Source organism: Candidatus Phytoplasma asiaticum (assembly GCF_015100165.3).
GTDB classification, from domain to species: Bacteria; Bacillota_I; Bacilli_A; order Acholeplasmatales; family Acholeplasmataceae; genus Phytoplasma; species Phytoplasma citri.
Genome location: NZ_CP097206.1, coordinates 281,892 through 308,482, shown reverse-complemented (window position 1 = coordinate 308,482; position 26,591 = coordinate 281,892). Strand labels below are relative to the sequence as shown.

Annotated in this window: 15 protein-coding genes; 11 read left to right on the top strand and 4 right to left on the bottom strand. The window is 20.5% G+C overall.

Annotated elements, in window-relative coordinates; all coding sequences use genetic code 11:
- Window positions 1–305: 305 nt before the first annotated feature.
- Window positions 306–1,250 (bottom strand): lambda-exonuclease family protein, encoded by a 945-nt coding sequence (locus H7686_RS01315; RefSeq protein ID WP_193622080.1) that lies wholly within the window; start codon window positions 1,248–1,250, stop codon window positions 306–308.
- A gap of 1,791 nt (window positions 1,251–3,041) precedes the next feature.
- On the opposite strand from H7686_RS01315, the gene H7686_RS01310 reads away from it, so the two are divergent.
- The 7 genes from H7686_RS01310 (at window position 3,042) to H7686_RS01280 (ending at window position 14,055) form a co-directional block, all read left to right on the top strand.
- Window positions 3,042–5,039 carry an ATP-dependent helicase gene (locus H7686_RS01310; RefSeq protein WP_193622081.1) on the top strand — a complete coding sequence of 666 codons (1,998 nt, stop codon included), beginning with the start codon at window positions 3,042–3,044 and terminating at the stop codon, window positions 5,037–5,039.
- A gap of 756 nt (window positions 5,040–5,795) precedes the next feature.
- Window positions 5,796–6,023 (top strand): hypothetical protein, encoded by a 228-nt coding sequence (locus H7686_RS01305; protein WP_249175834.1) that lies wholly within the window; start codon window positions 5,796–5,798, stop codon window positions 6,021–6,023.
- A gap of 81 nt (window positions 6,024–6,104) precedes the next feature.
- Window positions 6,105–7,241, top strand: coding sequence for a reverse transcriptase/maturase family protein (locus H7686_RS01300; protein WP_249175833.1), 1,137 nt, complete (start codon window positions 6,105–6,107; stop codon window positions 7,239–7,241).
- A 10-nt stretch (window positions 7,242–7,251) separates the two neighbouring features.
- Window positions 7,252–7,527 carry a hypothetical protein gene (locus H7686_RS01295; RefSeq protein WP_249175832.1) on the top strand — a complete coding sequence of 92 codons (276 nt, stop codon included), beginning with the start codon at window positions 7,252–7,254 and terminating at the stop codon, window positions 7,525–7,527.
- 1,792 nt (window positions 7,528–9,319) lie between these two features.
- Window positions 9,320–9,508, top strand: coding sequence for a hypothetical protein (locus H7686_RS01290; RefSeq protein WP_193621965.1), 189 nt, complete (start codon window positions 9,320–9,322; stop codon window positions 9,506–9,508).
- A 2,169-nt stretch (window positions 9,509–11,677) separates the two neighbouring features.
- Entirely contained in the window at window positions 11,678–12,019 is a 342-nt protein-coding gene (locus H7686_RS01285) for a hypothetical protein (protein ID WP_193621966.1), read from the top strand.
- 188 nt (window positions 12,020–12,207) lie between these two features.
- On the top strand, window positions 12,208–14,055 hold the full coding sequence (locus tag H7686_RS01280; protein WP_444517563.1) for a hypothetical protein: 1,848 nt from the start codon (window positions 12,208–12,210) through the stop codon (window positions 14,053–14,055).
- 136 nt (window positions 14,056–14,191) lie between these two features.
- Here H7686_RS01280 and H7686_RS01275 read toward each other — a convergent pair whose 3' ends face one another.
- Window positions 14,192–14,890, bottom strand: a complete 699-nt coding sequence (locus H7686_RS01275; protein WP_444517562.1) for a hypothetical protein — start codon at window positions 14,888–14,890, stop codon at window positions 14,192–14,194.
- Window positions 14,891–15,942: 1,052 nt separating this feature from the next.
- On the opposite strand from H7686_RS01275, the gene uvrC reads away from it, so the two are divergent.
- The 3 genes from uvrC to uvrB are packed head-to-tail and all read left to right on the top strand — an operon-like array spanning window position 15,943 to window position 22,414.
- Window positions 15,943–17,583, top strand: coding sequence for an excinuclease ABC subunit UvrC (gene uvrC / locus H7686_RS01270; protein ID WP_193621969.1), 1,641 nt, complete (start codon window positions 15,943–15,945; stop codon window positions 17,581–17,583).
- 42 nt (window positions 17,584–17,625) lie between these two features.
- Complete coding sequence (gene uvrA, locus H7686_RS01265; protein WP_193621970.1) at window positions 17,626–20,469, top strand: excinuclease ABC subunit UvrA; 2,844 nt, start codon at window positions 17,626–17,628, stop codon at window positions 20,467–20,469.
- A complete protein-coding gene (gene uvrB / locus H7686_RS01260; protein ID WP_193621971.1) occupies window positions 20,459–22,414 on the top strand; it encodes an excinuclease ABC subunit UvrB in 1,956 nt (651 codons plus the stop codon). The genes uvrA and uvrB overlap by 11 nt, the downstream gene beginning before the upstream one ends.
- A gap of 44 nt (window positions 22,415–22,458) precedes the next feature.
- Here the strand turns inward: uvrB and H7686_RS01255 are convergent, their stop codons facing one another.
- Both H7686_RS01255 and H7686_RS01250 read right to left on the bottom strand, forming a co-directional pair.
- The gene (locus tag H7686_RS01255) at window positions 22,459–23,139 is read right to left on the bottom strand and encodes a hypothetical protein (protein WP_193621972.1); all 681 of its coding nucleotides are present in this window, start codon (window positions 23,137–23,139) and stop codon (window positions 22,459–22,461) included.
- Window positions 23,140–23,786: 647 nt separating this feature from the next.
- Window positions 23,787–24,500, bottom strand: a complete 714-nt coding sequence (locus H7686_RS01250; RefSeq protein ID WP_193621973.1) for an effector — start codon at window positions 24,498–24,500, stop codon at window positions 23,787–23,789.
- 490 nt (window positions 24,501–24,990) lie between these two features.
- On the opposite strand from H7686_RS01250, the gene H7686_RS01245 reads away from it, so the two are divergent.
- On the top strand, window positions 24,991–25,365 hold the full coding sequence (locus tag H7686_RS01245) for an SVM family protein (protein WP_249175831.1): 375 nt from the start codon (window positions 24,991–24,993) through the stop codon (window positions 25,363–25,365).
- Window positions 25,366–26,591 lie beyond the last annotated feature (1,226 nt).

Here is a 26,591-nt window from a genome sequence, read left to right as displayed (position 1 = left end):
ATTGCGGAACTATTAATTCCACTTAGATTTGAATCATATTTGCTAGACTTAAATAAAAAAAGGGTGCGATAATTTACTGAATTAAAATTTAAAAATAAATCTCGTATTTCCTTGTCGTTTGTGCTACTGTCTAACCCCTTGATAAACTTTCGGAATAGGAAATAATTGGCAATCAAGTGCCTGAATCAGCGTCGTTTTGCCGCTGTCATCTTAAGACTTCGAAAACAATTAATTTCATCATGGTTTCTCTTTTAAAATTAATTGCCGGTAACAAAAAAGACATTCTTAATGAAGATCTAAAAAGCTTAATTATTTGATTTTAATTTTGATTTTTTACTTAATTTTTTTAATTGTTTTAAATAAGTCGTGTTTTCTAATTCTTCTACGCAGTTTTTCAAAAATTCTAAATAATTTTGACTATCTTCAATCATTTTCGATATAAATGCATTATCTGGATAAACGTCCACAACATAATATTTTTCTTCATTAAAATAAACTAAAAAGTAAGCTAATTTTGCTTTTGAACAAAAAAGTTGGCATTGAACTTGAGCCCAGTAGTTTTTCGGAATATTTTCCGGCTGGGGATCTTTTAAAAAACTATCCCAAGTATTTGAGACTTTTTGATCTTTATCCATAAAAGGGCATTTAATTTCTAAAACTGCTTTTTTTTCCTCATTATAACCATCTAAAGCGGCGAAAAGTTTAAATTCCTCATTGTAAAAACTGACTTTTTCAAAAGTTAAATCGTTTTTATCGTTAAAAAATTTGCGCGCGATCGGTTCCATTTTTTGCCCATGCAGAGTATATTGATTAGCCGTAAAATTCGTGCCAAAGAGTTTATCAACTACTAACTGTTTCATGGAACGATAAGAATCGTGTCCTGTAATGGAAGCAACTTCGGAAGCACTAACATGATAATCAGATTTTTCAGGAGAAGAAGCTTTTTTCTTTTTTTTGGTTTCTTGAGTGTTTTCTTCTAATGTTTTTTTAGAAGCAGAAGCTCTTTTCTTTTTTTTGGTTTCTTGAGTTTTTTCTGTTAATATGTCTACTTTTATTATAAACTCATTTCCGTTTTCTTCTGAATGATTTTTGAGAATTTTATCTTTTTCTTTTGATGAAATTATATTTTGGTCATGATTTTTCTTAGTTACAGCCATTACTTGATGAAAATTATTAATAATCAAAAAAATTCCTAAAAATATAAACAAAGATATATTTAAAAATAATTTGTGATTTTTTATTTTAAACATGTATATTTAATCTCCTTTGATTTTGATAATAAAAATAAAATATATTTTAAATTATTTAATTTCTTCTAGGATTGTTTTGTTTATTTTGATTTTTTTGTATTTGATTTTTAATTATATTATATTTGTCTTTGATTTCGATTTATTCTTCTTTAGATATTTCTTAAAATAGATAAAGTTTTTCTTTTTGGGTTGAATTGGAGATAGAAATTAATTTATTCAAAGTTGATATCAGAAACATGTGCGCATCCAAGATAGTATTCTTTGTTTTCTTATAATAAATATTTTTTCAGACTGTTATATTCCAAGATTAAACAGTTAACGCTTAAGCCTTCATGGAATTGTTTATCTTTTTAATTTTACATATTAATATAAATAACTGTCAATTTTTTTATCTAACAGAGAAAATTTAAAGACCATTAATTCTGTGTTTCTTCTAACGATTGAAAGAATAATGGTCTTTATATATGTTTGACGAGGTTAGAAAGTTCTTTTTGAGTTTCGAAGTATTCTTTGACTTTTATTAATTCAAAAGATTGGATGTTATCTTTGTTAGTGAGTTGTAGTTGATAATAGCCGATGCCATTAATTTCATCGAATTTTCGATTATCATCATACCATTATGCAACATTTTGAAAATATGTTTCTTTAAAAATAAGAATTTCTTCTTTTGGCTATTATGATAATTTAAAGATGTTAATTTCGGTTAAAATAAAAAAAACCATTAACAAATATAATAATAAACCTAATACGATCAAAAAAACTATTTAATTATTTTTTGTGTGATCTTCAACATTATTAATTACTTTCGGGAATTTATCACATATTCACATTCTAACATAAACTGAAGATGGATTAACTCAAAAATATATTAGATTTTCTCGTGAACCAAACTTTTTTGAACTGCGCCATTTGTAGAAAGTTAAATTTCCAATAAAAGTTTTACTCAAGACAAAAACCAAAATTATTTTACCTCCTCGCTTATTAACGAACCAAAAAAAGTTAACCAAAAAAATCAAAAAATCGTCTCTAAAATAAATTATTTTTTTACTTTTAACTAATTTATTTGCCATAAGAATAACTATCTTAAATAAAGTAATTAATTACTAAAAGAGTGGAGTTATTATATCAAAAGTATCATTATGATTGTGGTTATCACAAAATTACGGTTTTATATCGAGAATTTTATTTAATTTTTTTATCCGATACTTAGAAAGTTTTTTATTAACTTAAAAATTAAAGTTAATTTAATAATTTAAATGAAATTAAAAATTTAAATTGTTATTAAAAAGAAATTTTATTATATCAATAATTAATAATGATCATCTGATCATATCAAATATTCCTCCTTCGATAAGCTAATGTTGATCTAGATTATTTAAAAAGACAAATTTGTTATAAAATTGTTAGTAAATTGTTAGTTTTCTTTTTTATGAAATATTTATAAATCAGATGTAACTTTTTTCACTCGATAACCTTTTTTAGCTTTAGTCAAAACAGATTTGATAAATTTTAAGTCTTATTGACGATAAATAATAAATAATATTTAAACCTTTCTTATAGTTAGTTTTGATAGGCTTATTTATATTTATCTCGCTTATTAGTGTTTATAGGATTATAATTGTAAAGTGGTTAATTGATTAACAGCAATTTTGCCAATTAATGATTTGAACCCATTTGTCCTTTTATTTTGATAATTGATTTGGAAAAGCAGATAATTATTTTGAAGGGGGGCAAAATCCGTAAGTAATAGATTAGATAAATAATTTTATATTATAGAAAGTTTTTGAAAAAATGAAAACAAAATGGTTACATAATTTAAATAAACAACAATTAAAAGCTGTTTTATCTCAAGAAAAAGCTATTTATCTTCATTCAGGAGCAGGAACCGGAAAAACAACTACTTTAACAAATAGGATAATTTATTTATTAAATGAATTAAATATAAATCCAGCAAACATTTTAGCAATTACTTTTACAAATAATGCTGTTAAAGAAATGAAAGAAAGATTACAAGAAAAATTTACTCAAGATATTTTTAGTCATTTAACAATTTCTACTTTTCATTCTTTAGGTTTTAAAATTTTAAAAAAATATATTAATGAGCTAAATTTAGATTTTAATAATTTTTTTCATATTATCGATGAAAAAGAAGGAATTAAAATTATTAAAAATTCAATCAAAGAATTAGGATTAGATAAAAATAAATATAAATCAATTCAACTAAAAAAAATTTATTCTCGTTTTAAAAATGAGAAAATAAAAAAACAAATTTTAAATGAATTAGATGAAGTTATACAAAATGACAAATTGTTTACTGATTATAAAAAATCTAATCTAAATAATTATTCGTGTGAGGAAAAAAAAATTTTTTATTTATATGAACTTTTTTTAAAAAAAAGTAATTTTTTAGATTTTGATGATTTGATAATTTATACTTATCAATTATTAAAAAACAATTCTTCAGTTTCTTCTTTTTATAAAAAAAAATTTACTCATATTTTGATAGATGAATTTCAAGATATTGATTTGATTCAATATCAAATAATAAAAATAATAGGGAAAAATAATTTTATTTTTGCTGTTGGTGATCCAAATCAAAATATATATAGTTTCAGAGGTGCTGATATTTTATGTAATGAATTATTTTTACGAGATTTCAAATCTCAAATTATGTGTTTAGATTATAATTATCGTTCTACAAAAAATATTTTAGATAAAGCCAATCTTTTAATTAGTTATAATTATGATCAAAAAGGTAGTCATTTTCAAAATATTTTGAAAAATGATTTTTCTTATGGAAGAGAAGTTATTTATAATAAATTTAAAACTGAATATGAAGAATCTGAATTTATTTCTAATCAAATTAAAGAATTAGTATTTCAACAAAATTACAATTATTCAGACATAGCTATTTTATATAGAGTAAATAAACTATACAAAAGCATTCAGGATTCTTTTATTATAAAAAATATCCCTTATTTTATAAAAAATGATTTTTCTTTATATCAAAAAAAAGAAATTAAAGATTTTATATCTTATTTAAGATTACTTATTTTTCCTGGAAGTGATATTGATTTAAAAAGAGTAATTAACACTCCTCCTAGACAAATAGGGAAACAAACAATTAAAAAATTAGAAATAATTGCTAATGAAAAAAAGGTTTCTTTGTTTGAAGCTATGAATCATTTATCTGAAAAAGATAAAATAAAAAATAAAATTAATAATTTTCAAAATATATTTCAAAATCTTAAAAATTTGATTTCTAACGAAAAAAAATGTAGTTTAGATAATATTATTTTTTTAATTGATAAAGAAATTAAATATTCAGAAATATTATCCAAAAATAACAAAAAAATTGTTAATAATGATTCTAAAACACAAAATGATATTTTAGATAAATTAGATAATTTACAAAAAATTTTTATTTCAGAAAATAAAGAACAAAAAGAAGGAAATTTCTGGGAAAAAATAAATATTTTACTAAATAAAATAACTTTATTAGAAGATAATAACCATCAAAATAATAAAAATAAAGTTCTTATGTCTACTATTCATAAAGTAAAAGGGTTAGAATTTAAAGTTGTTTTTATTATAGGATTCGAAAGGGAATTTTTTATTCAAGATAAAAATACAAATTATATTAACAAAGAAGAAAGAAGAATCGCTTATGTAGCTATAACAAGAGCTAAAGAAATACTATATATTACAAGTTCTAATGTTAGAGTTTTAAATGGAAATAAAATATTTTTAAAACCTGTTGTTTTTTTAAGAGAAATGAAATTATTTTAATTAAATCATAATCTATTTATAAAAGTAGGAAAGAAAATAAAACATAATACCTTCGGAAAAGATCTTGTTGTTGCGGTGGAAAAAATTATTTTATCTATATCTTTTAGACAAAAATATGGCATTAAAAAAATGCTATTAATCATTTTTCTTTATTGGGCGCCAAAGAGGTCTAAATTTCGAGCTATTTAACCAATAGCCAGGGAAGATAAACCCTGAAAGGAGATGGTCGGTCCGGCAGACGAAAGGATGCCAGATTACAGCAGACCATAAAAGCGGACCATAAAAGCGGATTGCGAAGAAAGCAAATTAGTCAAGAGGATGCCGCCACCAAATAATTCCATGGATAAGCATGCAATGTCCTAAGAAGGAAAATTGATGTAATAAAAAAACCTGTTCCGGAAGTTGCTTAAACGGACAGTCCATAATCTACTAATACATAGATAAAGTATTGAGTAGTTTATCAAATAAAAGAAAACCTGGAATCAGTCTCCCAAAAAGGATACTTCCCCTAAAGAATTAAGGTCGAAATTTAGCGTAACTTGGAGAATCCTAAAACGAAGTAATTAAATTTACTAATCCGGAAATAAAAGCCCGGATGGTCAAGGATAAAGCATCTTCTGAGTAGTCGTAAGGGTGAACCTAAATTTGGAATAATTTAGTTGACTTACCGGGAAGAGAGTTAATGACTCTTATAGGGCGAAAGAAGAAAGTAATTTACTATTTATTCAATGGTATCAAGAAAGGAGTTGATATATTATGTCAACAACAGTTTCACCTGAAACTAAACTTTCGCGAACATTGAATAAAATTCAATATTGTTCATCAAATGGCCACTCCCTAAAAAGAGAGCTCCAACAAGGAATGAATAACCTTTACAACACGTTAACCGCATTCAATAGAATAGCAGCTAATAAAGGAGCGGGTACCCCCGGAATTAACAATGAAACCATTGATGGGATTAATCTAGAGAAACTAGAAAGATAACATCAGAAATATGTCAATAATGGTTACAACCCGAAACCAGTTAAAAGAATTCTTATTCCTAGTGATAAGAAAACTAGACCCTTGGGTTTACCTACCATCAAAGATCGGTTGATCCAAAAATGCCTGGAACAACTCTTAGCTCCTTATTTTGAAAACATCTTCTCAGAATGGAACTTTGGATTTAGAACCAAAAAATCTTGTCATGATGCTATTAAACCTGTCAAACAAAGATTTCAAAAAATTGATTACCTTTTCAAAATCGACCTAAAAGGCTACTTTGATACCATCAATCATGAGATTCTTATGCGAACTTTAAATCGGTTCATCAAAAAGAATAAAGTCCTCTCGACTATTAACAAATGGTTGAAAGCTGGATTCATGAAGGACGGAATCAAATATGAATCCTTATCTGGTTCTCCGCAAGGAGGAATTATTTCCCCTTTGTTGGCGAATGTGTATCTAAACTACATCGACCTGAAAATGGAGGAACTGATTAAAGAAGGGAGACCGATTAGGAAGAACAACCCAGAATATTGGAAAGCAAGGTTTAAAAACCAACATCACAGTCTGGGGATTGATAGTTCTATCAACATAAATCCAAAACCAAGAGTTGAGTACATCCGTTATGCTGATGATTTTATCATTGGTATTAAAGGCGAGTATGATAAATCTGAAAGGATTAAGAATCAAGTAACGCAATGGCTGGAACAAGATTTAAAGCTTACCATTAGCAAGAACAAATCCAAAATTGTCAAAGCCAGTAAAGGGACAAGATTCTTATCCTATATGATAAAAGTAAGACCAACCAATAAAACTCGGGTAAGGAAAACCCCAAAGAATTCCTTAAACGGCCAAGTTCAAATCCAAATTTCCAATCGAAAAGCTGAAGAATACGGATATGAATATAATTGGTTAAAAAAGGGGAAGGTGAAACGCGACGAAACATTAACAGAGAGAGACGAATTAGAAATAATCCGAACCTATCAAACAATTGTTAGAGAAATTATCCAATACTTCTGTTTAGCTAATAATCTAGGTTTTTTAACCCATCTAAACTATCTAGCAGAACATAGCTGTTTGAAGACACTGGCAAGGAAACGGAAAACGTCGATGGCCAGAGTTCGAAAAAAATATAAGAGAGGTTCAACTTGGGGTATTTCTTATCTTAATAAAGGAAAAAACCCAATACTAACCATGGGTCGTTTACTCTTGGGATAAAATTAAAAAAATGCGTAACTATAAAGGAAATCCTGATATTACCATTAATAGATTCATATTCCAAGGTCGTACGAGTTTAACTGACCGTTTGAAAGCGGAATATTATGAAAACTGTGACAAAACAACCCCAATCCAAATTCATCATATTGGGACGGTTCGTAACGCGCATCGCCACAGGGTCATGAATAAAAGAACTAAAGTATTGTGTCAAGATTGTCATCGAAGGGTAACCAATCAACAAATACATGATATTAGAGAAACAAGAACAAGAAGAATAAATAGCTAATCAGTCGTAAGACGAAATTAGTTCTCGCAAGAGAGTAAATTAGGGAAAGCCGGATGCTTGGAAACTTGCTTGTCCGGTTTGGACGGGGACTGATTGTAAATAAAACAGCAAAGATAAATCGCTGGATAAAACGCAATTAATCTATCCGTATTAAAGAATAGTTAAATAATATTTTTTAATTTGATATGGGTGCGATTAAACTTTTCCGTTTTTTTTAGATAATTTTTGATTTAAAAATGATAAAAAAATGGAACAGTTCATAAATTCCAAGCTTGGATTCCTTCTTTAAATGAAGATTTATGATGTTGGATTAATGATTCCACTTGAGCATAATATAATAATTTTTGTAATCGAGTAATTCCGGAACCGTATTTTTGAGGGCAATTTTCTAAAAGATATTTTCGATATCATAAATATTGGTTTTATTTGTTGTTTATTTATTGACTAAGAACTATTTCATTAATTTAAATATTATTTAATTACCTCCTCTTTTTTTAAATAATATTAAATCTTTTTTATTTTTGGAACAAAAAAATTAAAAAATGAAACATTTTTTGCCTTTTAAAAAGTTTTTTTGATTTTTAATTATTTTTTTTATCTTTTGTGTTACAATTTGAAAAATATAATTTGTATATATATAAATATATAGAAAGGAGTTTTTTATCTATAATATTCAATATTATTGGTTAAAATTGTATTAATTATACACACACTTTTTGCACTAACGTTAGTCATATGTTTAATTATTATTACTTTTATAGTTATATTTTTATTATTTTTTTTGTATATAAAATTATTAAAAAAAATAATATATACAAAGTATATAAATTTTTTATTTTTAAAATTTTTAAAATTCAGGATAAAATCGAAAATTAATACATTAGATAGATTAAAAACTAAAATAATTTATTTTCAAAAAATATCAAAATTAAATAATAATTATATTAATTACTATATTAATTACAATAATAAAAAAAAATTTTTGATATCTATCAAAAAGTTTATTTAAAAGCAGTATACTTGAATAAAAAAATTGATTTTATAAATATTTTTTCAAATAGAAAATTGCATCAATCAAATCAATTTTAATAGTATATTAGTAATGGTTTCATTATTGTAGTAATTGATAATATTATTGACAATTTAAAAAAGAAGAAAAAATAATAATAACGTAAATATTAAAAACAAAATAAAAAAAAATATCTAATATATTTGATTTTATCGATATATTAGATTCAATATATGAATATATATTTGAAAGTCTTGATAAACAAATAGATTTTATAAACTCAAAAATCTTATCTAAATATAATTTAAAAGAATATTTTATTTTAAAAATTTATATTTATTTTAAAAAGATAATAAAAAAAAGATGGTCAATATTATTTTTAGAATACCATTAATTTTAATATTATTTTATTTATTTTCGTCTTTAAGGAATTATAATAATTTTATCTTAAAGAATTGATAATAAAAATTTAACTGAAAAAAATATAATAAATTATTTTATCCGCAAAATAAAATAAAAAAAAATATAAACGAAGATATAGAAGAAATATTATATAAACAAAAAGATTGTAATTTTAAAATAAAAATGTTATACTTCTAGTATTTAAAGTAGTTCCAAAAAGAAGTTAATTATGGTAAATTCAGAAAATAAAATCAACGTTTTTTATGTTTCCTGGTTTTTTGTAAATAAAGATAAAAACATGAATAAAAAATAAAATTCAAAAATTACTTTATTATGCACAAGGTTATTATTTAGCCAAATATAAAAAGGTTTTATTTCAAAATGCCATCAAAAACGTGGACTTATGTTCCTGTTATTCCTTCTGTTTATGCCGAAATTTTAAAACAAGAATTTCAAAAACAATATTATTTTAATTTTAGTTCTCAAATGAATCATTTTCCTATTTCTGAAGAACCAAAAGCGACTTTAGAACAAGTTTTTGATGATTTTGGTAAGCTAAGTGCTGATTAACTTAGCAAAAAGATTCATAACGAATTTCCATGGAAAACAACTTATTATCTTCATAAATGATATACGCAATGTAAAGATAATTTTGATTCTAAATGTAATAAAATAATAAAATTAAAATTATTAAGTTTGATATAATATATTTTTAGTTAATATAAAAATTATTTTTCAAAAAATAAATAAAAATTAATTACATATTAAGAACTTTTGGAAATAAATTATAATAATTGCTTTTAATCAAAATATACAAGATTTTTTTGTAAAATGTCGATATTAAATAATATTTAAAAGAGTTTAATCGATAATTTAAAATATTTCTTTTTTTTAAAAAATTTGGAAAAATATATAAATAAATTAAAATAATTAATAATTCTTTTTGTATATTATAAAAATAATTGAATTTTTTATTAAGTTATATAGCTATTATTGTTTTTATACTCTTTTAAATCATCTCTTTAATTTAACTAAAATGACAAATAATTAAATTTAATTTAACAATAAAAAAAATAATATCGAATATAAATATAAAAATAAATTTTTAAAATTTTAAAAATAAAATTAATAAAAATAATTCGAATTAATATTTAAAATACAATTAAATTTGAGTTTCAAAGATTAATCGCGATAATATTAAGCACTTTATATAATATTGGAATATTTTTTGAAGTTTAAAATTATTAATTTTCGATAGTTATCTTTATATTATTTATATTTACTTAATTAATATAATATCGAATAATAAATAGATTTAGCTTTTTATAATGCAATCTTATCTTTTTTTATTTTTTTATTTAAATTTAAATATTTTTTATTTACTTTGTTAATTATAATTTTTTTGTCTAAAATGGTTAATTTGTTGTTGTATTTGATATTAAAGAATCCGCTAAAAATTTATTTTTAATTAAAGTTTGTTGTTTTTTTTATTTAAATTCATTTGTTATTTGATTGATTTTTTGGTTAATTTCTTTTCATTTTTTATCATTATGCGAAAATTACTCATTCAAATTATAATTCTTTATTCAGAATTCATTTAATTTATCATCGATTTTATAAATTTTATTTTGAAATTACAAATAAATTTTTTATTTAAAATTTAATAAATTTTGATTTTTAAAAATTTGATAATTTTCTTTTATCTCTTATATTTTTGTTTGTTAACACTTGTTTCAGATTTTTGTCGTATTTTTTTTAATTGATTTTTTGAATTATTGTATATTAAAACATTTTTGTTAAACATTAAAATTAATCATAATATTAAAATAAAAAATAAGAAATAATAATATTTTTTGAAATTTTTTATTTTCGCAATATTAATTTTTTTTAATTCTTTTGATTTAAATTAAATTTTTTGGTCTAATAATATAAAAACAATTTTTAATTCAATTTTTATGATTAATCCCTAAAAGTTGATTGATAATAAAAAAATTTTATTAATTTTTTTAATTTTTAAATTTAAAACAATATATTTTGGTTTTAATTAAAATTTTTTTAATTTCTTTTTTATTAAAATCAAAATAAATATAACCAAAAAAAGATTGATAATACTATAAAATAATTGTCAAAAATTATATAGTAATTGATTTATGAAGATAAATCATAAAATTTATTATAAATTGATTTTTTTTGGTTAACTTTCTTTATTTAATTCATAAAATATTATCAATTAAATGTATTATTAATTAATTTATTTAATTTAATGATTTTCACAATTATTAACTATTTTTTTCATATATTTTTTTGATAAAAAATATTAAAATTTTTCAAATTGTAAATTTTTTTTCATTATAAAAATATTTTCAATATTATTTAATTTTTTTTGAAATATATAAAATTAAATTTTAACATTTTGTTGCGATACTAAAAATTTATATTCATTAATTAATTTTAATTTAAAATTATTATTTGATTTTTATTTATTAATTCAATATGATCTTTATCTTTGTTTTTATAAAAAATATTAATTTAAATAAACAAATAAATTTGTTTTTTCAATAGATATATAACTGATATTTTAAATAAATTTTTGAAGATAAATTTTTTATCAAAAATATTATAAATATTATTTGCAAATATTATATAATTTATCGTTTTAAAATGAAGATCAAATAATCGCAATTAATATCAAAATTTTTTAAATCAATAATTATTTTATTATAGGTTAGGTGTTATAAAATGAAAAAAATAAAAAAAATAAAACATTATTTATATTTGATTAATTTTATTTATATAATAATTATCGCAATAATGTTAATAATCATTTATATTTTTTTAAACATAAAAATTCAAGTAACAATAACAAAAATAGAAAATGAATTTAAATCTTTAAACAATAAATTAAATAAAATTCAAGATAATCAATTTATTAAAAATGATAATGAAAAAACACAAATTCAAGATTTAATAACTTATGAAGATAATAATAAAATAGAAATAAAATATGTTATTAATGAAACGAATGATAACGATAAAACAAAATCATTATTATTGCCGTTATCAGATAATGAAAATAATTAAAAATAATGATATATAATTCAACAGCATTAAAATTGTAGGAGGGAGTTGATTTAAAGAGAATGATGAAAAATTTATTATTATACATATAAATTTATTTAAAAAATTATTAAATTTAAGGATTTAATGGATTTTATTTTCGTATTTAGTATAATATAAAATAAATTATAATAAAATTTATTATTATATTTTTGAGATATATATTTAAAAATTCCTTAATAATAAAAAAAATAGCTATTTATTTAAGATTGAAAAATAGCGGAAATGGAATTTTAAAATTAATGTTGTTAAAGAATAATAATATGCCCGAACAACAATTAATTCATGAATTAAAAAAATATGATAAACATCCGAGAACATCCGAATATATTACAAAATCGATATGTAGTTTGATTACTTTTAAATATTTATCATATCGATACGAGAAAAATCATTTATGTGAAAATTTTCAAGATAAGAATATTAATAGTAATTTTATTTTATCTGCAAATTTATTTTGGTCTTCTTTGATTAACCAATTAATAAATAAACAATTAACCGAATCGGAATTAATTGAAAATTTACATGAAGCTTTTTATAGTATCGATATTTCTAATAACACTAAATATCAATATTTATTTAAAGAAATAAATTTATATAAAAATAATATGATTTTATTAGATTCTGATTTTCTTTCGAATATAATGTTAATAATTCATCAAGTATCGATTAATAATTTAAATACATTATTTCAAAAAGTTATTTTAGAATATAAAAAACAAAGTCACAAGATGGCTTTAAATTTAGATTTTTTTAACCATTTAATACCTGAACTGATTAAATCAAAGTTACTAATAAATGCCAATATTTACGATATGACTTGTGATAACGATTTTGGATTAATATTAAATAAAATTGTTGATATATTAGAAATTCATCATAAACGATCTTTTAAAGGAAATATATACGGTGGTTGTATTATTTCAGACGATAATAATACTTTATTTACTCGTTATCATCCTATAGGTTTTGGTTTAGCTCGTATGAATTTATTATTAAAAAATCAAGAGTTACTTTGTGTTGATATTGAAAATAAAAAATTTTGTTTCCCAGAGTTAGATTTAATTATTTGCGACGGCAATATATTAATAAAATATTATGAAAATCATCATCAAGAATTGTTACATAACAAAAAAAGAAGAGAAATTTTTCAGAAAAATATTTATCCCATGATGTTGAATTCATTATCATCTATAGGAAAAATTATTATATTTGGTAATGAAAATATTTTAAACTCTTTAAATAAAGATTTCGAATATCATCAAAATATAATTAGGCTAAAATCCGGCAAACATTTAGATTTAATAATTAAATTATTAGAAAATGGTTTTTTAAATCGCTTTTTTAGTTCTTTATTGGGATCAAATGATTTTGAATATGATTATTTGCTTTTATTAAAAAAAAATAAAAATTTTTATGAAAAAGATATTTTTGGTATTAATTTAAATTTAACTAATCACACATTATCAAAGAATAATTATCTTAAAGATTCACCTTATTCTTCTTTAATTAAACAAATTATCTATAATTATTCTTTGCGCAAACCTAATGTTAATAATTCTAATTTTAAATATTCGTTTAATGAAATTTTAGAAAAATTTTATTATACATATCTTTTTAAAAATAATAATTTTATTGCATTTAATGATTTGATTTTATTTAATTCTACCAAATTTTCCGATAACTTTAAATATTGTTACAACCGTTCAAAAAGATGGTTAAAAATTATTATGGAATTATATTTTGTATATGCTTTTACAAAGATTATTTTGAAATTATTAAATAAATCTAATATTATAATTTCATTTATTAAAAGTTATTGGACTAATTTGATTTTAGGTGGTCCATTAATTATTTATTTATTTTCATCATTAACTACAATGTCTAAAAAAATGAAAAATTATTTAATCAAAATAATGGCAATTTCAAATTGGCAAATTTTATTATTCATAAATATGATTTTTTATCTTATATTAAATTGGGAATCTTATATTAAATAAAAATTAACTGAGAAATTAATATTTTCTTGGTTAATTTTATTATTTAACAATAAAAATTTTCTTTTTTTATTTTTTATAGAAATTAATTATTATCGAAGTGAGCTGTTCCCAAACTTTATTTTTCTTTAATATTTTATTAAGATTTAATTATTTGTAAAACTATAAAAAATCTACGAATTTGAAAAAATGATTTTTTTTGAAAAAAAATGGTTTGAGCTGCTTTACGTTTATAATTTTGATATTGCCAAGCATTATAAAAATGAATTTTTTCTAATTCATTTAACAATATTTGAGCTCCATTTTTTCCTACATCAATTTGTAATGGGTTAGTTGAATGATCCCAAATTTTACAATGCAACAAAAAATGTTCTAATAAATTACAATAAACTAAATTACATCCCATTTGATAACTAAAAGGAGCTTGTTGAGCAAATTCAGGATTAGATAACCCTTTCATTTCATTTTCTTTAATATGATGTATTTGTAAACCTTCTGAAGATCTCTTAATATATTCATTTATTTGAGTACATTTTCGATTCAAGAAATAATTTCCAGGTACTTCTCCATATTTATCTAATAAAATTTCAATTATTTGATTATATGTTAAAAGCATCATATAAGGAATACTAAATTCTATTTGATTGTTTTTATTTTTTTGGCAGTGTACTTGAATTAAAATATTTTCAATATCTTCCAAATGTTTTAAAATTATTTTTATTTTTTCAATAGAACATGATTTAAACTTGTTAGATAATACAAAATTATCGATTTTTTGTAATTCATAATAAATAGAAGGATAGCGAACTCGAATACTTTCATATATTTTGTTCATCAATGTATTGATATAATTTATTTTTTGTCTAATGTATTGAGAAAATTGTTGTAATTTTCTTTTGAAAAAAAACAAACGAAATATTAAGATTGAAATCGATATTATTGTAAAAATTATAACTAATAAAATAATTTTCATATTCTTTTTAATTAAAATATATTTTTTATCTTTTGATGTATTTTTTTAATATTGAAAGTAATCAATTTAGCCGGAATTAAAAATTTTTTTATAATGTAAATAATATATTTTTTATTCCTTTTTCTTAAAATTTATTTCATTAATAATTATTAAATTTTATATTTATGAAAAAATAAAATTTTATATAATTGAAATTAGCCAAAAAGATATATAATTGAAATTAGCCAAAAAGATATATATATGATCATCTTTATATGATCATCGTTATTGTTATTATAATTTGGACCAGCTCAAATGCAATTGTAACAAAAATTAACATCATAATCACGGAAAAAAAATAAAAATGTTTAAATCAAGTTACATAACATAATATAATTTTAATTCAAAGTTTAATAACCAAATTTTTAGAATATATCAAATTATTTTAAAAAAAAGTTTTTACTATTAAAAATAGTAGCAAAATCTATAATAAAATAATAGCTCTTAAACAAAAAAATAATAATCTATAGGATACGTTATCACCTATAAATTAATCCTATTTAAAACAATGATTCTTAAAATTAAATACATAATTATAATTTTTTTGAGAAAATATTTTAAAATAAAAATAGAAATAGAAAATTTTGTTATTTTTGCAATTAAATTATCATTCAAAATGACTAAAAATAAATTTAATATATCCGGATTCAAACAAAGTTAATAATCAAAAAAACTTGCCTTTTTATTGTTTTTCAGTTATTATAAAATTAATATTAAATTCAAAAAATTATTAAATATTTTATTTTTTAAATAAATTAATTGGCATCTATATATGATGCCTTTTTTAGTCAAAAAAAATCTTGAAAAAATAAATAGAATAAATAATTTAAAATTATTGCGTTTTTAGAAAATATTTAAATATGGTAATTAAATGAAATATGTCTTTAAAAATAACAAAAAATAAAATTAATTTTCTTTTGCTAACCAAAATTAATAATTTGCCGCAAAAATCTGGTTGTTATTTATTTAAAAATTGTTATAATAATATTATTTATATCGGGAAAGCGAAGAATTTATTTTCAAGAATTAAAAGTTATTTTTACTTAACAAATCATAATCCAAAAACTAATAATTTAATTCAAGAAATATGTGATGTAGAATATATTATTACTCATAACGAATTAGAAGCTTTTATATTAGAAGCTAATTTAATTAAAAAACATATACCAAAATACAATTTTAAATTATTAGATGATAAAAATTATGCTTATATTGAAATTACTAACGAAAAACATCCTCGTTTAAAAATTTCTTATTATAAAAAAGTTCCTGCTAAAACTAAATTATTTGGTCCTTATCCTTATAACAATAGTATGAAAGAAACAGTACGTTTATTGCATAAAATTTACCCCTTAAGACGTTGTCAACCTATTCCCCGAAAACCTTGTCATTATTATCAAATTAATGAATGTTTAGGGCCTTGTTGCCCTAATAATAAATCTATTGATTATTCTATGAATATTAAAGGAATTCATGATTTTTTGCAAGGAAAAAATAAAAATATTCTTAACAAAATTAAAAATGAAATTAAAACAGCTATTAAAATATTAAATTTTGAAAAAGCACAAGAATATCAAAAAATTTTAGAACATTTAAAAAATATCACTATTAAACAATTTATTGAATTAAAACCTAATCTAAGTTGCGATATCATTGGTTTTTGTTTTAATAAAAATGAAATTTCTTTGTATATTTTCAAAATGTATCAAGGAAAAATTCAAGAACATTATCAGATAGTTTCCGAATATATCGATGATCCCATTGATAATATGATTACTTATTTACATTTATATTATCAAAACCATTTATTACCTAAAAAAATTCTTTTAAACCCTTCTTTGATTGAGCAAAAGCCAGAAATAAAAAAAATAATTAATACTAAATTTTCAGTCAAATTCAATACCGAAGAAAAACAAATACAAGAATTAGCTCAAAAAAACGCAGAAGAAAATTTAAATAAATATAATTTATTATATAGCGCCAAATTAGAAGCTACCACAATAGCTTTAAGCGAATTATCTAAATTTTATCAAAATAATATTAATCATATTGAAGTGGTTGATATTTCCCATTCTTTTGGTAAATATTTTGTCAGTGGCATTATTGTGTTTAAAAATTATCAATTGCAAAAAAAATCTTATTGCGCTTTTCGCATTAAACAAACTTATCCGAACGAATATAATTCTTTAGCAGAAGCTATTGAACGTCGATATCAAAAATTAATTAATCTTAATTTGCCTTTTCCAGATTTAATTTTAGTTGATGGCGGAATAGGGCAATTTAATATCAGTCAAAAAATTTTAAAAAATTTAATAAAGGAATTTAATTTAGGTGCTTTAAAAAAAAACAATAAACATCAATTAGAAAGTTTAATTTTACCTAATAAAGAGATTTTGTTAAATCAGAAAAGTTTTTTATTCCGTTTTTTATTTTTTTTAAGCGAAGAGGTTCATAATTTTACTATTAATTTTCATAGAAAAATTAATAATCAAGAAAATATTGGCAATCTTATTAATTGAAAATTAAAAAAAATTAAATTTTATATATTAAAAAGGATATTTATGGCTAATCAAAATTTTAATTATTTACAGGATAAAATTATAATTAAAGGCGCTCGAGAAAATAATTTAAAAAATATTGATGTTGAAATTCCCAAATTTAAATTAGTAGTTTTTACTGGTATTTCAGGTTCCGGAAAAACTTCTTTAGTACAAAATATTTTATATCAAGAAGGCAAAAGAATTTATTTAGAATCTTTAAATTTTTATGATCGTAAATTTTTTCAATTTACAAAAAAACCCGATATTAATTATATTTCGGGTTTAGCTCCGGTAATTAACATTGAACAAAAAAAAATTGTGAATAATTCTAAAGATACTGTCGGTACTATTACAGAAATTTATCATTATTTACAGTTAATTTATGCGCATATAGGTGTTTATTACGATATACAAAATAATCAACCTTATCAAAAATATAATATAGAAGAAATAATGAATAAATTATTAAATTTTTTTAACAACCAAAAAATTATAATTTTATCTCCATTGGATGATAGTCAAAAAAAGATATTTCATTCAAAAATCTTAAAGTTCATGAAAGAAGGTTTTAATCGTTTTTTAATCAATAACAATTTTTTTACTTTTAATAACATTCAAGAAATTAATAAATTAGAAATAAAAGAAATAAATAATATTTTTGTAATTATTGATCATTTAACTATAAACAATCAAATAACCTCCCGTTTAATTTCTTCTTTAGAATTAGCTCTAAAATTTAATAAACAGAAAATATTAATTATGCTACCAAATCAAGAAATAATATCTTTTGATTTAAATTATAATGATGGCAAAAACTCTTTAACTCAATTAGAAAATAAAATGAATTTATTTTCTTTTTATAAAAAAAAAGGAATTTGTAATCATTGTAAAGGTTTAGGAAGTATAATGGTTTTTGATGAAAAATTAATTTTAGATCTAAATAAATCTATTCTGAATGGAGCTATATTACCTTTCGAACAACCAAATAATCCTACAAAAAATCTTCAAGAAAAACTAAAAGATTTTTTAGATAAATATAAAATCGATGTTTATTTGCCTTTAAACCAAATTAATAAAGTTATTATTAATCTTTTATTATATGGTCCTGATAATTCGCCTAATGAAAGTGTAAAATTTCCTATTGGAATTATTCCTATTCTGGAATATTATCAAAAAAATTTTGCTAATTATGATAATATTCAAAATTGGTTAAACCAATTTAAATCTTTAACTGTATGTCCTCGTTGTTCTGGAGCTAGATTAAATAAATATGCTTTAGCTTATAAAATTAATCATAAAAATATTTATGAATTGACCAATTTAACTATTAATGAATTATTAAATTTTATAGAAAATATAAAATTAAATTCAATAGCAAAAATCAATATCCAAGATGCTTTAACGGCTATTAAAAAACGTTTAAATTTATTAAAAAAATTAGGTTTAGAATACTTAAATTTAAACCGAAACATTAGTTCTTTATCTGGAGGAGAAGTACAAAGGATTAAATTAATTAATCAGCTAGCTTCTCGATTGACAGGAGTTATTTATATTATTGATGAACCATCTGTCGGTTTACATCCATATAATAATATTCAACTAATTAAAATTTTACGTAAATTAGTAAATCTAGGTAATACTGTGTTAATTATAGAACATGATCAAGAAATAATCTTATCTGCAGATTATATTATTGATTTAGGTCCTGAAGCTAGCAATAAAGGAGGTACTATTGTAAGTTATGGCAAAATAAATAATATTTTAGAAAATAAACATAGTTTAACAGGTAAATATTTAAAAAAAATTTATTCTTTTGAAAGCGTCATCAAACCAAAAATATCTTCTACAAATGTTCTTCAAATACGAAACGCTTATGTTAATAATTTAAAAAATCTTAATATTGATATTCCTTTAAATATATTTATTGTGATTACTGGTTTTTCTGGTTCAGGAAAATCAACTTTACTTAATGAAGTTATATATAAAGGTTTGAAAAAAAATAAAAATTTGAAACAAATCGAACCTGGTGAATTTAATCAAGTGATTTTTTCAGATAAAAATAATTTCAAAGATATTATTTATATAGAATCACCAAATTTTAATAAAATTATTAAATATCATTTAATTAATTATTTAGGAATTTCAGAAATCGTTAGCAATTTATTTTCTCAATCTCCGGAAGCAAAAGCTAAAGGTTATAATAAACGTCGTTTTATTCTAAATTCTGTTTCTGCTTTTTGTCATGCTTGTCAAGGAGAAGGTGTTAAAAAATTTTTTATGGGTTTTTTGCCTAATATTATAATTACTTGCGATCAATGTCAAGGTAAAAGATTTAATTCTGAAACCTTAACTATTAAATACAAAAATCAAACTATTGCTGATATTTATGACATGAATGTATCTGAAGCATATACTTTTTTTTATAATCATCAAAAAATTAAAATTGCTTTAGAATTATTAATTAGTGTAGGATTAAATTATTTAAAATTAGGTAGCAAATTAGATCATTTATCAGATGGCGAAAAACAAAGATTAATTTTGATTAAAAAAATATATAAAAATTATTTTTCAAAAAATATTTATATATTGGATGAACCTACCAAAGGATTACATTTTTTTGAAATTGAAAAGTTAATTTCTTTAATACGTACATTAATTAATCAAAAAAATACAGTAATTATGATTGAACATAATCTCAATATTATTAAAAATGCTGATTACATAATCGACTTAGGACCTCAAGGAGGTAAAAATGGCGGTCATATTGTAGCTAAAGGGCATATAGAAGAAATTATCAATAATCCGAATAGCTATACTGGTCAATATTTAAAACAAATAAGGAATAAATCTCAAAATGAAATTTAAATTAAAAAGTTTATATCAACCAAGTGGCGATCAACCTCAAGCTATTAAAGAATTATTGAATAATTTTTCTAAAGGAGAAAAAGAACAAATAATTTTAGGAGCTACAGGTACTGGTAAAACTTTCACCATTGCTAATATTATTAATCAACTTAATGTAAAAACTTTAATAATTGCTCATAATAAAACTTTAGCAGGACAAATTTTTCAGGAATTAAAAGAAATGTTTCCTGAAAATAAAGTAGAATATTTCATTTCTTATTATGATTATTATCAACCAGAATCATATATTGTATCTCGTGATATTTATATTGAAAAAGAAAAAATTATTAACGAAGAAATAGTAGAATTACGTCATAATACTATTAACGCTTTAATTGATCACAATGATGTTATTGTAGTATCATCTGTATCTTGTATTTTTGGAATTGGGGATATCGAAGATTATAAAAATTCTATTTTGTATTTAAACCAAAATCAAAATTATCCTATGAACGAACTATTTAAAAAATTAATAGAATTGCAATATTGTAGAAACGATTTACAATTAAAAAATGGTAATTTTCGTGTTCACGGTAACATTTTGGATCTGATAAATTCTAATTTAAAAAAAGAAGCAATTCGTTTAATTTTCGAAGATAATCGAATAAAAAATATTCAAATTTTCAATACGATAGATGGTACCATTGTGAAAGAATTAACTAAAGTTATTATTTTTCCTGCTTCTATTTACGCAACTAATCCTCAAAAATTAAAAGAAAGTATTAAAAGGATTAAAAAAGAATTAACTCAACAAATTAAATATTTTAAATCTCAAAATCAATTTTTAGAAGCTCAAAAAATTGAAACAAAAACTCAATATGATTTGGAAATGTTAACAGAATTAGGTTATTGCAAAGGTATCGAAAATTATTCAAGACATATATCTTTAAAAAAAAAGGGAGAACCGCCAACTACCTTGATTGATTATTTTGGTTCAAATTTTTTAATTATTATTGATGAATCTCATATTACCATTCCACAAATCAAAGGTATGTTTTTTGGAGATTATTCACGTAAACAAAAATTAATTAAATATGGTTTTCGTTTACCAAGCGCTTTAGATAATAGGCCTTTAAAATTTAAAGAATTTGAAAAAAAAATAGATAAAATCATTTATTTATCGGCAACACCTGGAAAATATGAATTAAACAAGAATATTCCTATAGTGGAACAAATAATTAGACCAACTTTTATTTTAGAACCTCAAATTGAAATTAGATCAACTCAAAACCAAATGCATAATTTATTTGAAGAAATAAAAAAACGCCAAATTAAAAATGAAAAAGTTTTGGTAACCACTATCAGCATTACTTTTAGTGAAGATTTAAGTTTTTATTTAAAAAAAATGGGTATTAAAGTGACTTTTTTACATAGTAAAATCCCAGCTTTGCAGCGTTTACAAATTTTACAAAAATTACGCATGGGAATTTATGATTGTTTAATTGGAGTTAATTTATTAAGAGAAGGTTTGGATTTGCCAGAAGTTTCTTTAATGATTATTTTAGATGCTGACAAAGCCGGATTTTTACGAAATGAAAGTAGTTTAATTCAAATAATTGGTAGAGCTGCTCGTAATATCCAAGGTAAAGTAATTATGTATGCAGATAACATTACAAACGCTATGAAAATAGCTATTGCCGAAACCAATAGACGCCGAATTATTCAACAAGAATATAATCAAAAATATCATGTTAATCCTAAAATTATTAATAAGAAACTAAATCTTAATAATTTAAATCAAAATAATCAAAAAGATTTTATGAAAGACATCAATCTTGATCCTAAAAATGTTACCAAAAAAGAATTAACTAAATTAAAAAAATTAATGAAAGAAGCTGTTAAAAAATTAGATTTTGATAAAGCAATTTTTTATAGAGATTTAATTATATCTATTACTGGAAAATAATTTAATTCTGAATAATTTTAGTTACTTAATAATTTATATTAATGTCAAATCAATTCATAAAAAGAGTATAATTCTGCTTTAAGTTTATGTTTTTGAGCTTCTAGTATTCTTTTTGAATGTTCAATAAAATTAAATTTAATTCTTTCAAATTTTTGAAAACGTTCTTGATTAAATTTATATTGTTCTTGCAAAACATTAATTTTTTGTTGATATAATAATTTTTTTTCATTTATATTATTGGCATTTTTAAAAAAATTTTTGTTTAATTCTTCAATTTGTGATTTAATTAATGTTTGGTTTTTAATTAAATGATTAATTTTCATGTCTAAATCATGAATCTTGTTTTCTCTTTTTATATTCACTTCTAAAGTGAAATTCCATTTATTTTTAATTTTTTCAATTATTTTTTTTTCTTCATTATTAATTTTATTTATAATGGAACATTTATTATAACAATTACTGGAAAAAATATACATTTGTATAGTTTCAAAATCTTTTAAATTAATTTTAAATTTACTAAAATTTGATGAATTTGATGAAATGTTGTTTGTTTCTGTTTTATTGTGGGATTTTTCGATCGTATCGTTTTTTAAAATTTGATATAAATGATAATGATTATTTATATTATTTTGCCTAATTAAAAATTTTGTTACCAAAAAAATAAAAAGAAAAAATAAAAAAAATAACCTAAAAATTGAAATATTTTTATTAAAATTTAATGTCATTTATTTTTGTTTCCGTTCTGCAATAAATTAATAAATATTTTATTAAATTTGATTATGGTTTTTTCTATTAAATATTCAAATGTTATACATAATATCAAATTTATTTTTTTGTAATTAATAATTATATTTAATAATTTGAATATATCGCCAAATTTAATTATATTAATTCAAAACCTAAAATAATTATTGGTGTATATTCGTAATATCTAAAACAATAATTACAAATTTCAAGTAAAATCAGTTTTAAATTTTAGCTTAAGCGATAATAATTGATCTATTCTGAGGTTATTATTGATTTTTTCTGTCATTAATTTTTGAATTATTCCTTTTTTTCTAAATTTAAAAAATATTACATTAAGATTATATTCTCTCATATGGGAAAGTAAGAAAATAAGAAGAAAAAAACCGATCAAATTCAAATATAAATATAATATTGATTTCAAATTTATTAGTTAATTAGAATAGATTATTAGTATGTCTATGGATTTATGGATTTTATCTGTTCGTTATCTATTGTAAAATTTGCCTCTTTAAAACGAGAAAACAAGTTTATTGATGAATTTAATAACTTTTCTTTTAGTTTCCTCTGAACTATTTGATTACAGTAATGTACAAGAAAGAAGTTATGTTCTTGCATCTTCTGTTTCTTAGTTTATTATTGACTCTTCGGGAATCGTTCTTAGTTTTCTAGTGTTTATCAATGGCTGGTGATGGGTTAGTTTGCTTAAAATTTGGGATTTTGGGTAACCGCTTAAATCATATAGTGTTTCATGATAAATATTTTTAGATTTGGCCAATTCAATTGTTTTTATTTTTGTCTGTTTAATTTGATCTTTTTTTGCTTGTATTATTTTTTTCATGTCATCATTTTTTTGTTTCAATTCTTGAAGCTGTTGTTCTTCTATCATTAAAGAAGATTTTTTAAAAGAATAAATTTTATTTTCTATTAATATTTGTTTTTTCCAATCTAATTCTTTTGCGATTCGGACTATTTTGTTATGAAAACTTTTTTCTAAATTTTTATAATGGCGTAACTCTTTATGTAAAATCAAATAATCTTTTTGATATAAATTCAACTCTTTATCAATTTTTTTAATTTTATTTTGATATTTTATATAAATTTTTTCTATAAAACGTAATAAATGAGAATATTTATTTAAAATTTGCAAGTTTTCTTCTTTTGTAGATTCAGATTTTGGTTGTCCTTGAAGTATTTTGGGAATATGGGTGAAATTATTATTTTGAAGATTATTAAGAGTGAAAAATTTATTTTTTTTAACAATTAAAAGATAATAAAATATTGAAATAAAAAGAAGTAATAAAAATATTATTAATAATTTTTTGTTTATTATTTTATTCATTTTTAGATTATTTAATTTCTAATTAAAATTGATTTCTATTACAAATTTTAACATAAAAAATAAAATGATTATAATTTATATTAGATTTATTAAAAATTTTACATAAAAAATTAAAAATAAAAACCTGTTTTTATAAATAATAATTTATATCATTAATATAACGAATATAATTTAATTAATAAATATTTTGTTTGTTTTACTTTTAATTTAGTTAAGTTATATTAATAATGAATATATTATTTGATAACAATTAGTTAATATTTAATCAAAAAAGATTTTAAAATTGATGAATCAATATAATGTATTCCCCCCATACAGTTAAAAAAAATTATTTTTTCAAACTAAAATAAAATTCTTAAAAACCAAATTTAATTTTTTAAAAAAAATAAATACAATAACAAAAATTAATATTAAAATAGATAATTCAAATATCTTTATACATTTTCTTCTCAATCGAGAAATATACAAATAATAAAAGGAGAGATAGACAATGATTTTAGTAAAAAATAAATTACATTTCTTAAAATTATTTTTAGTTATTATTTTAGGTTTATTATTAATGGCAAATAATAATCAAGTTATGGCGATAAAAAAACAAGAATTTATCTCTGATAACAAAAATATGAATATAAAATTATTAGAATTATCAATACAACAAAAACAATTAGAAGAAGAAATATATTATTTTAGAAATAATAAAAATCCTAATTTAAATTTGGCGGATGCAAAAGAAATTTTAAAATTAGAAGAGAAAAAATTTAAATTAAAAGAAAAAAAATCTGAAATTTACAAAAATATTTCACAAAAAACAAAAAAAGTAACTTTCAATTTAAAACCATTTATAAAAATTATAGAAACAAAATAATTAAAATTAAAACCCATAAAAAATTCCTCCCATTTTAAGAGGAATTTTTTTATTTATCCAAACGTATTTTTTTAAAAATAAAAATTATAAAATTTTATATATGTTCGCAACGATATAAAAATCTATTTATTAAAAAAATCTTTTTATTTTTTTACCTAATTCATCATTAATTTACTTTTGTTATTCTGATTATAATTGTTTATTAATGAAAATTTATATTTTTTTATAGATTAACTATTTAAAGTAATCTTTTAAATTATTATTTTATCAATATTGTTAATTTTTTTGATATAGAATTTTTTTGTAAACTGATATAAAAGCAAAAATAGAGATATTTATAATTATCCGCGAATAACGAAAATATTTTCGTTATTCTAAAGATAAATAAATTTAATATTCAAAATTTTCTTTTTAATTTTCTTAAATTTTAAACCAAAACAAATTTATATATAATTAAATTTTAACAAAGAAAAAAAATAAACTAATTTAGTAATTTTTTAAAAAAATTATCGATATAAATATTTTTTATGTTTAGATTAAATCTTTTTTATTTTTAAATTAATGTTTTATATTTAGTTATATTAAATATTATTTACTTTTAATAATCAAAAAATATTAAAAAACGGTTAATTAATTTTATAAATATTAAAAATAATTATTTTTTTGAATTTAATTGGTTTACATAATTAATATTATAGGAAGTAACCTTTATAATAAAAAATATGGTTTTTACATAATATTTGATATTTTTATAAATAATACTTTTTTTAAAAATTTTATCTATTTTTTTCTAAAAAATTTATTTTTTTGATTTATTTATTCTAAATATAATTAAAAAAAACTTATTTTTGTTTTTTTTAAAATCATTTAATTAATTTAAATAAGTTTTATTTTATTTTATTACGTAATAAGTTTCTTAAATATTAGTTATATTAAATAATATTTAATATAAATAAATATAGTTATATAAATTTAAATTTTTTTAATCATAAATCTATTTGAATAGATGTTCTAAAATTTATTTTCTTATTATTTACTTAAATAATTTTCGGAAATTATTAAATATATATAATTAAAAAAAATATTTATAAAGTAATATTCTGATTAAAGAAATTTCAATATTAAAAAATAATAATTTTATTTTTTTTGATAAATAATGATTAATAAATATTAAAAATTATTATTCAGATATATTTGTTTTTATTATTTTTGAAATATTTCTTTTT

What these genes read in the sequence shown, in the direction of transcription:
- H7686_RS01295 (WP_249175832.1), top strand. Translation starts at nt 7,252, where the DNA reads ATGCGTAACTATAAAGGAAATCCTGATATTACCATTAATAGATTCATA.
- H7686_RS01310 (WP_193622081.1), top strand. Translation starts at nt 3,042, where the DNA reads ATGAAAACAAAATGGTTACATAATTTAAATAAACAACAATTAAAAGCT.
- uvrC (WP_193621969.1), top strand. Translation starts at nt 15,943, where the DNA reads ATGTCTTTAAAAATAACAAAAAATAAAATTAATTTTCTTTTGCTAACC.
- H7686_RS01250 (WP_193621973.1), bottom strand. Translation starts at nt 24,500, where the DNA reads ATGAATAAAATAATAAACAAAAAATTATTAATAATATTTTTATTACTT.
- uvrA (WP_193621970.1), top strand. Translation starts at nt 17,626, where the DNA reads ATGGCTAATCAAAATTTTAATTATTTACAGGATAAAATTATAATTAAA.
- H7686_RS01305 (WP_249175834.1), top strand. Translation starts at nt 5,796, where the DNA reads ATGTCAACAACAGTTTCACCTGAAACTAAACTTTCGCGAACATTGAAT.
- H7686_RS01245 (WP_249175831.1), top strand. Translation starts at nt 24,991, where the DNA reads ATGATTTTAGTAAAAAATAAATTACATTTCTTAAAATTATTTTTAGTT.
- H7686_RS01285 (WP_193621966.1), top strand. Translation starts at nt 11,678, where the DNA reads ATGAAAAAAATAAAAAAAATAAAACATTATTTATATTTGATTAATTTT.
- uvrB (WP_193621971.1), top strand. Translation starts at nt 20,459, where the DNA reads ATGAAATTTAAATTAAAAAGTTTATATCAACCAAGTGGCGATCAACCT.
- H7686_RS01290 (WP_193621965.1), top strand. Translation starts at nt 9,320, where the DNA reads ATGCCATCAAAAACGTGGACTTATGTTCCTGTTATTCCTTCTGTTTAT.
- H7686_RS01315 (WP_193622080.1), bottom strand. Translation starts at nt 1,250, where the DNA reads ATGTTTAAAATAAAAAATCACAAATTATTTTTAAATATATCTTTGTTT.
- H7686_RS01255 (WP_193621972.1), bottom strand. Translation starts at nt 23,139, where the DNA reads ATGACATTAAATTTTAATAAAAATATTTCAATTTTTAGGTTATTTTTT.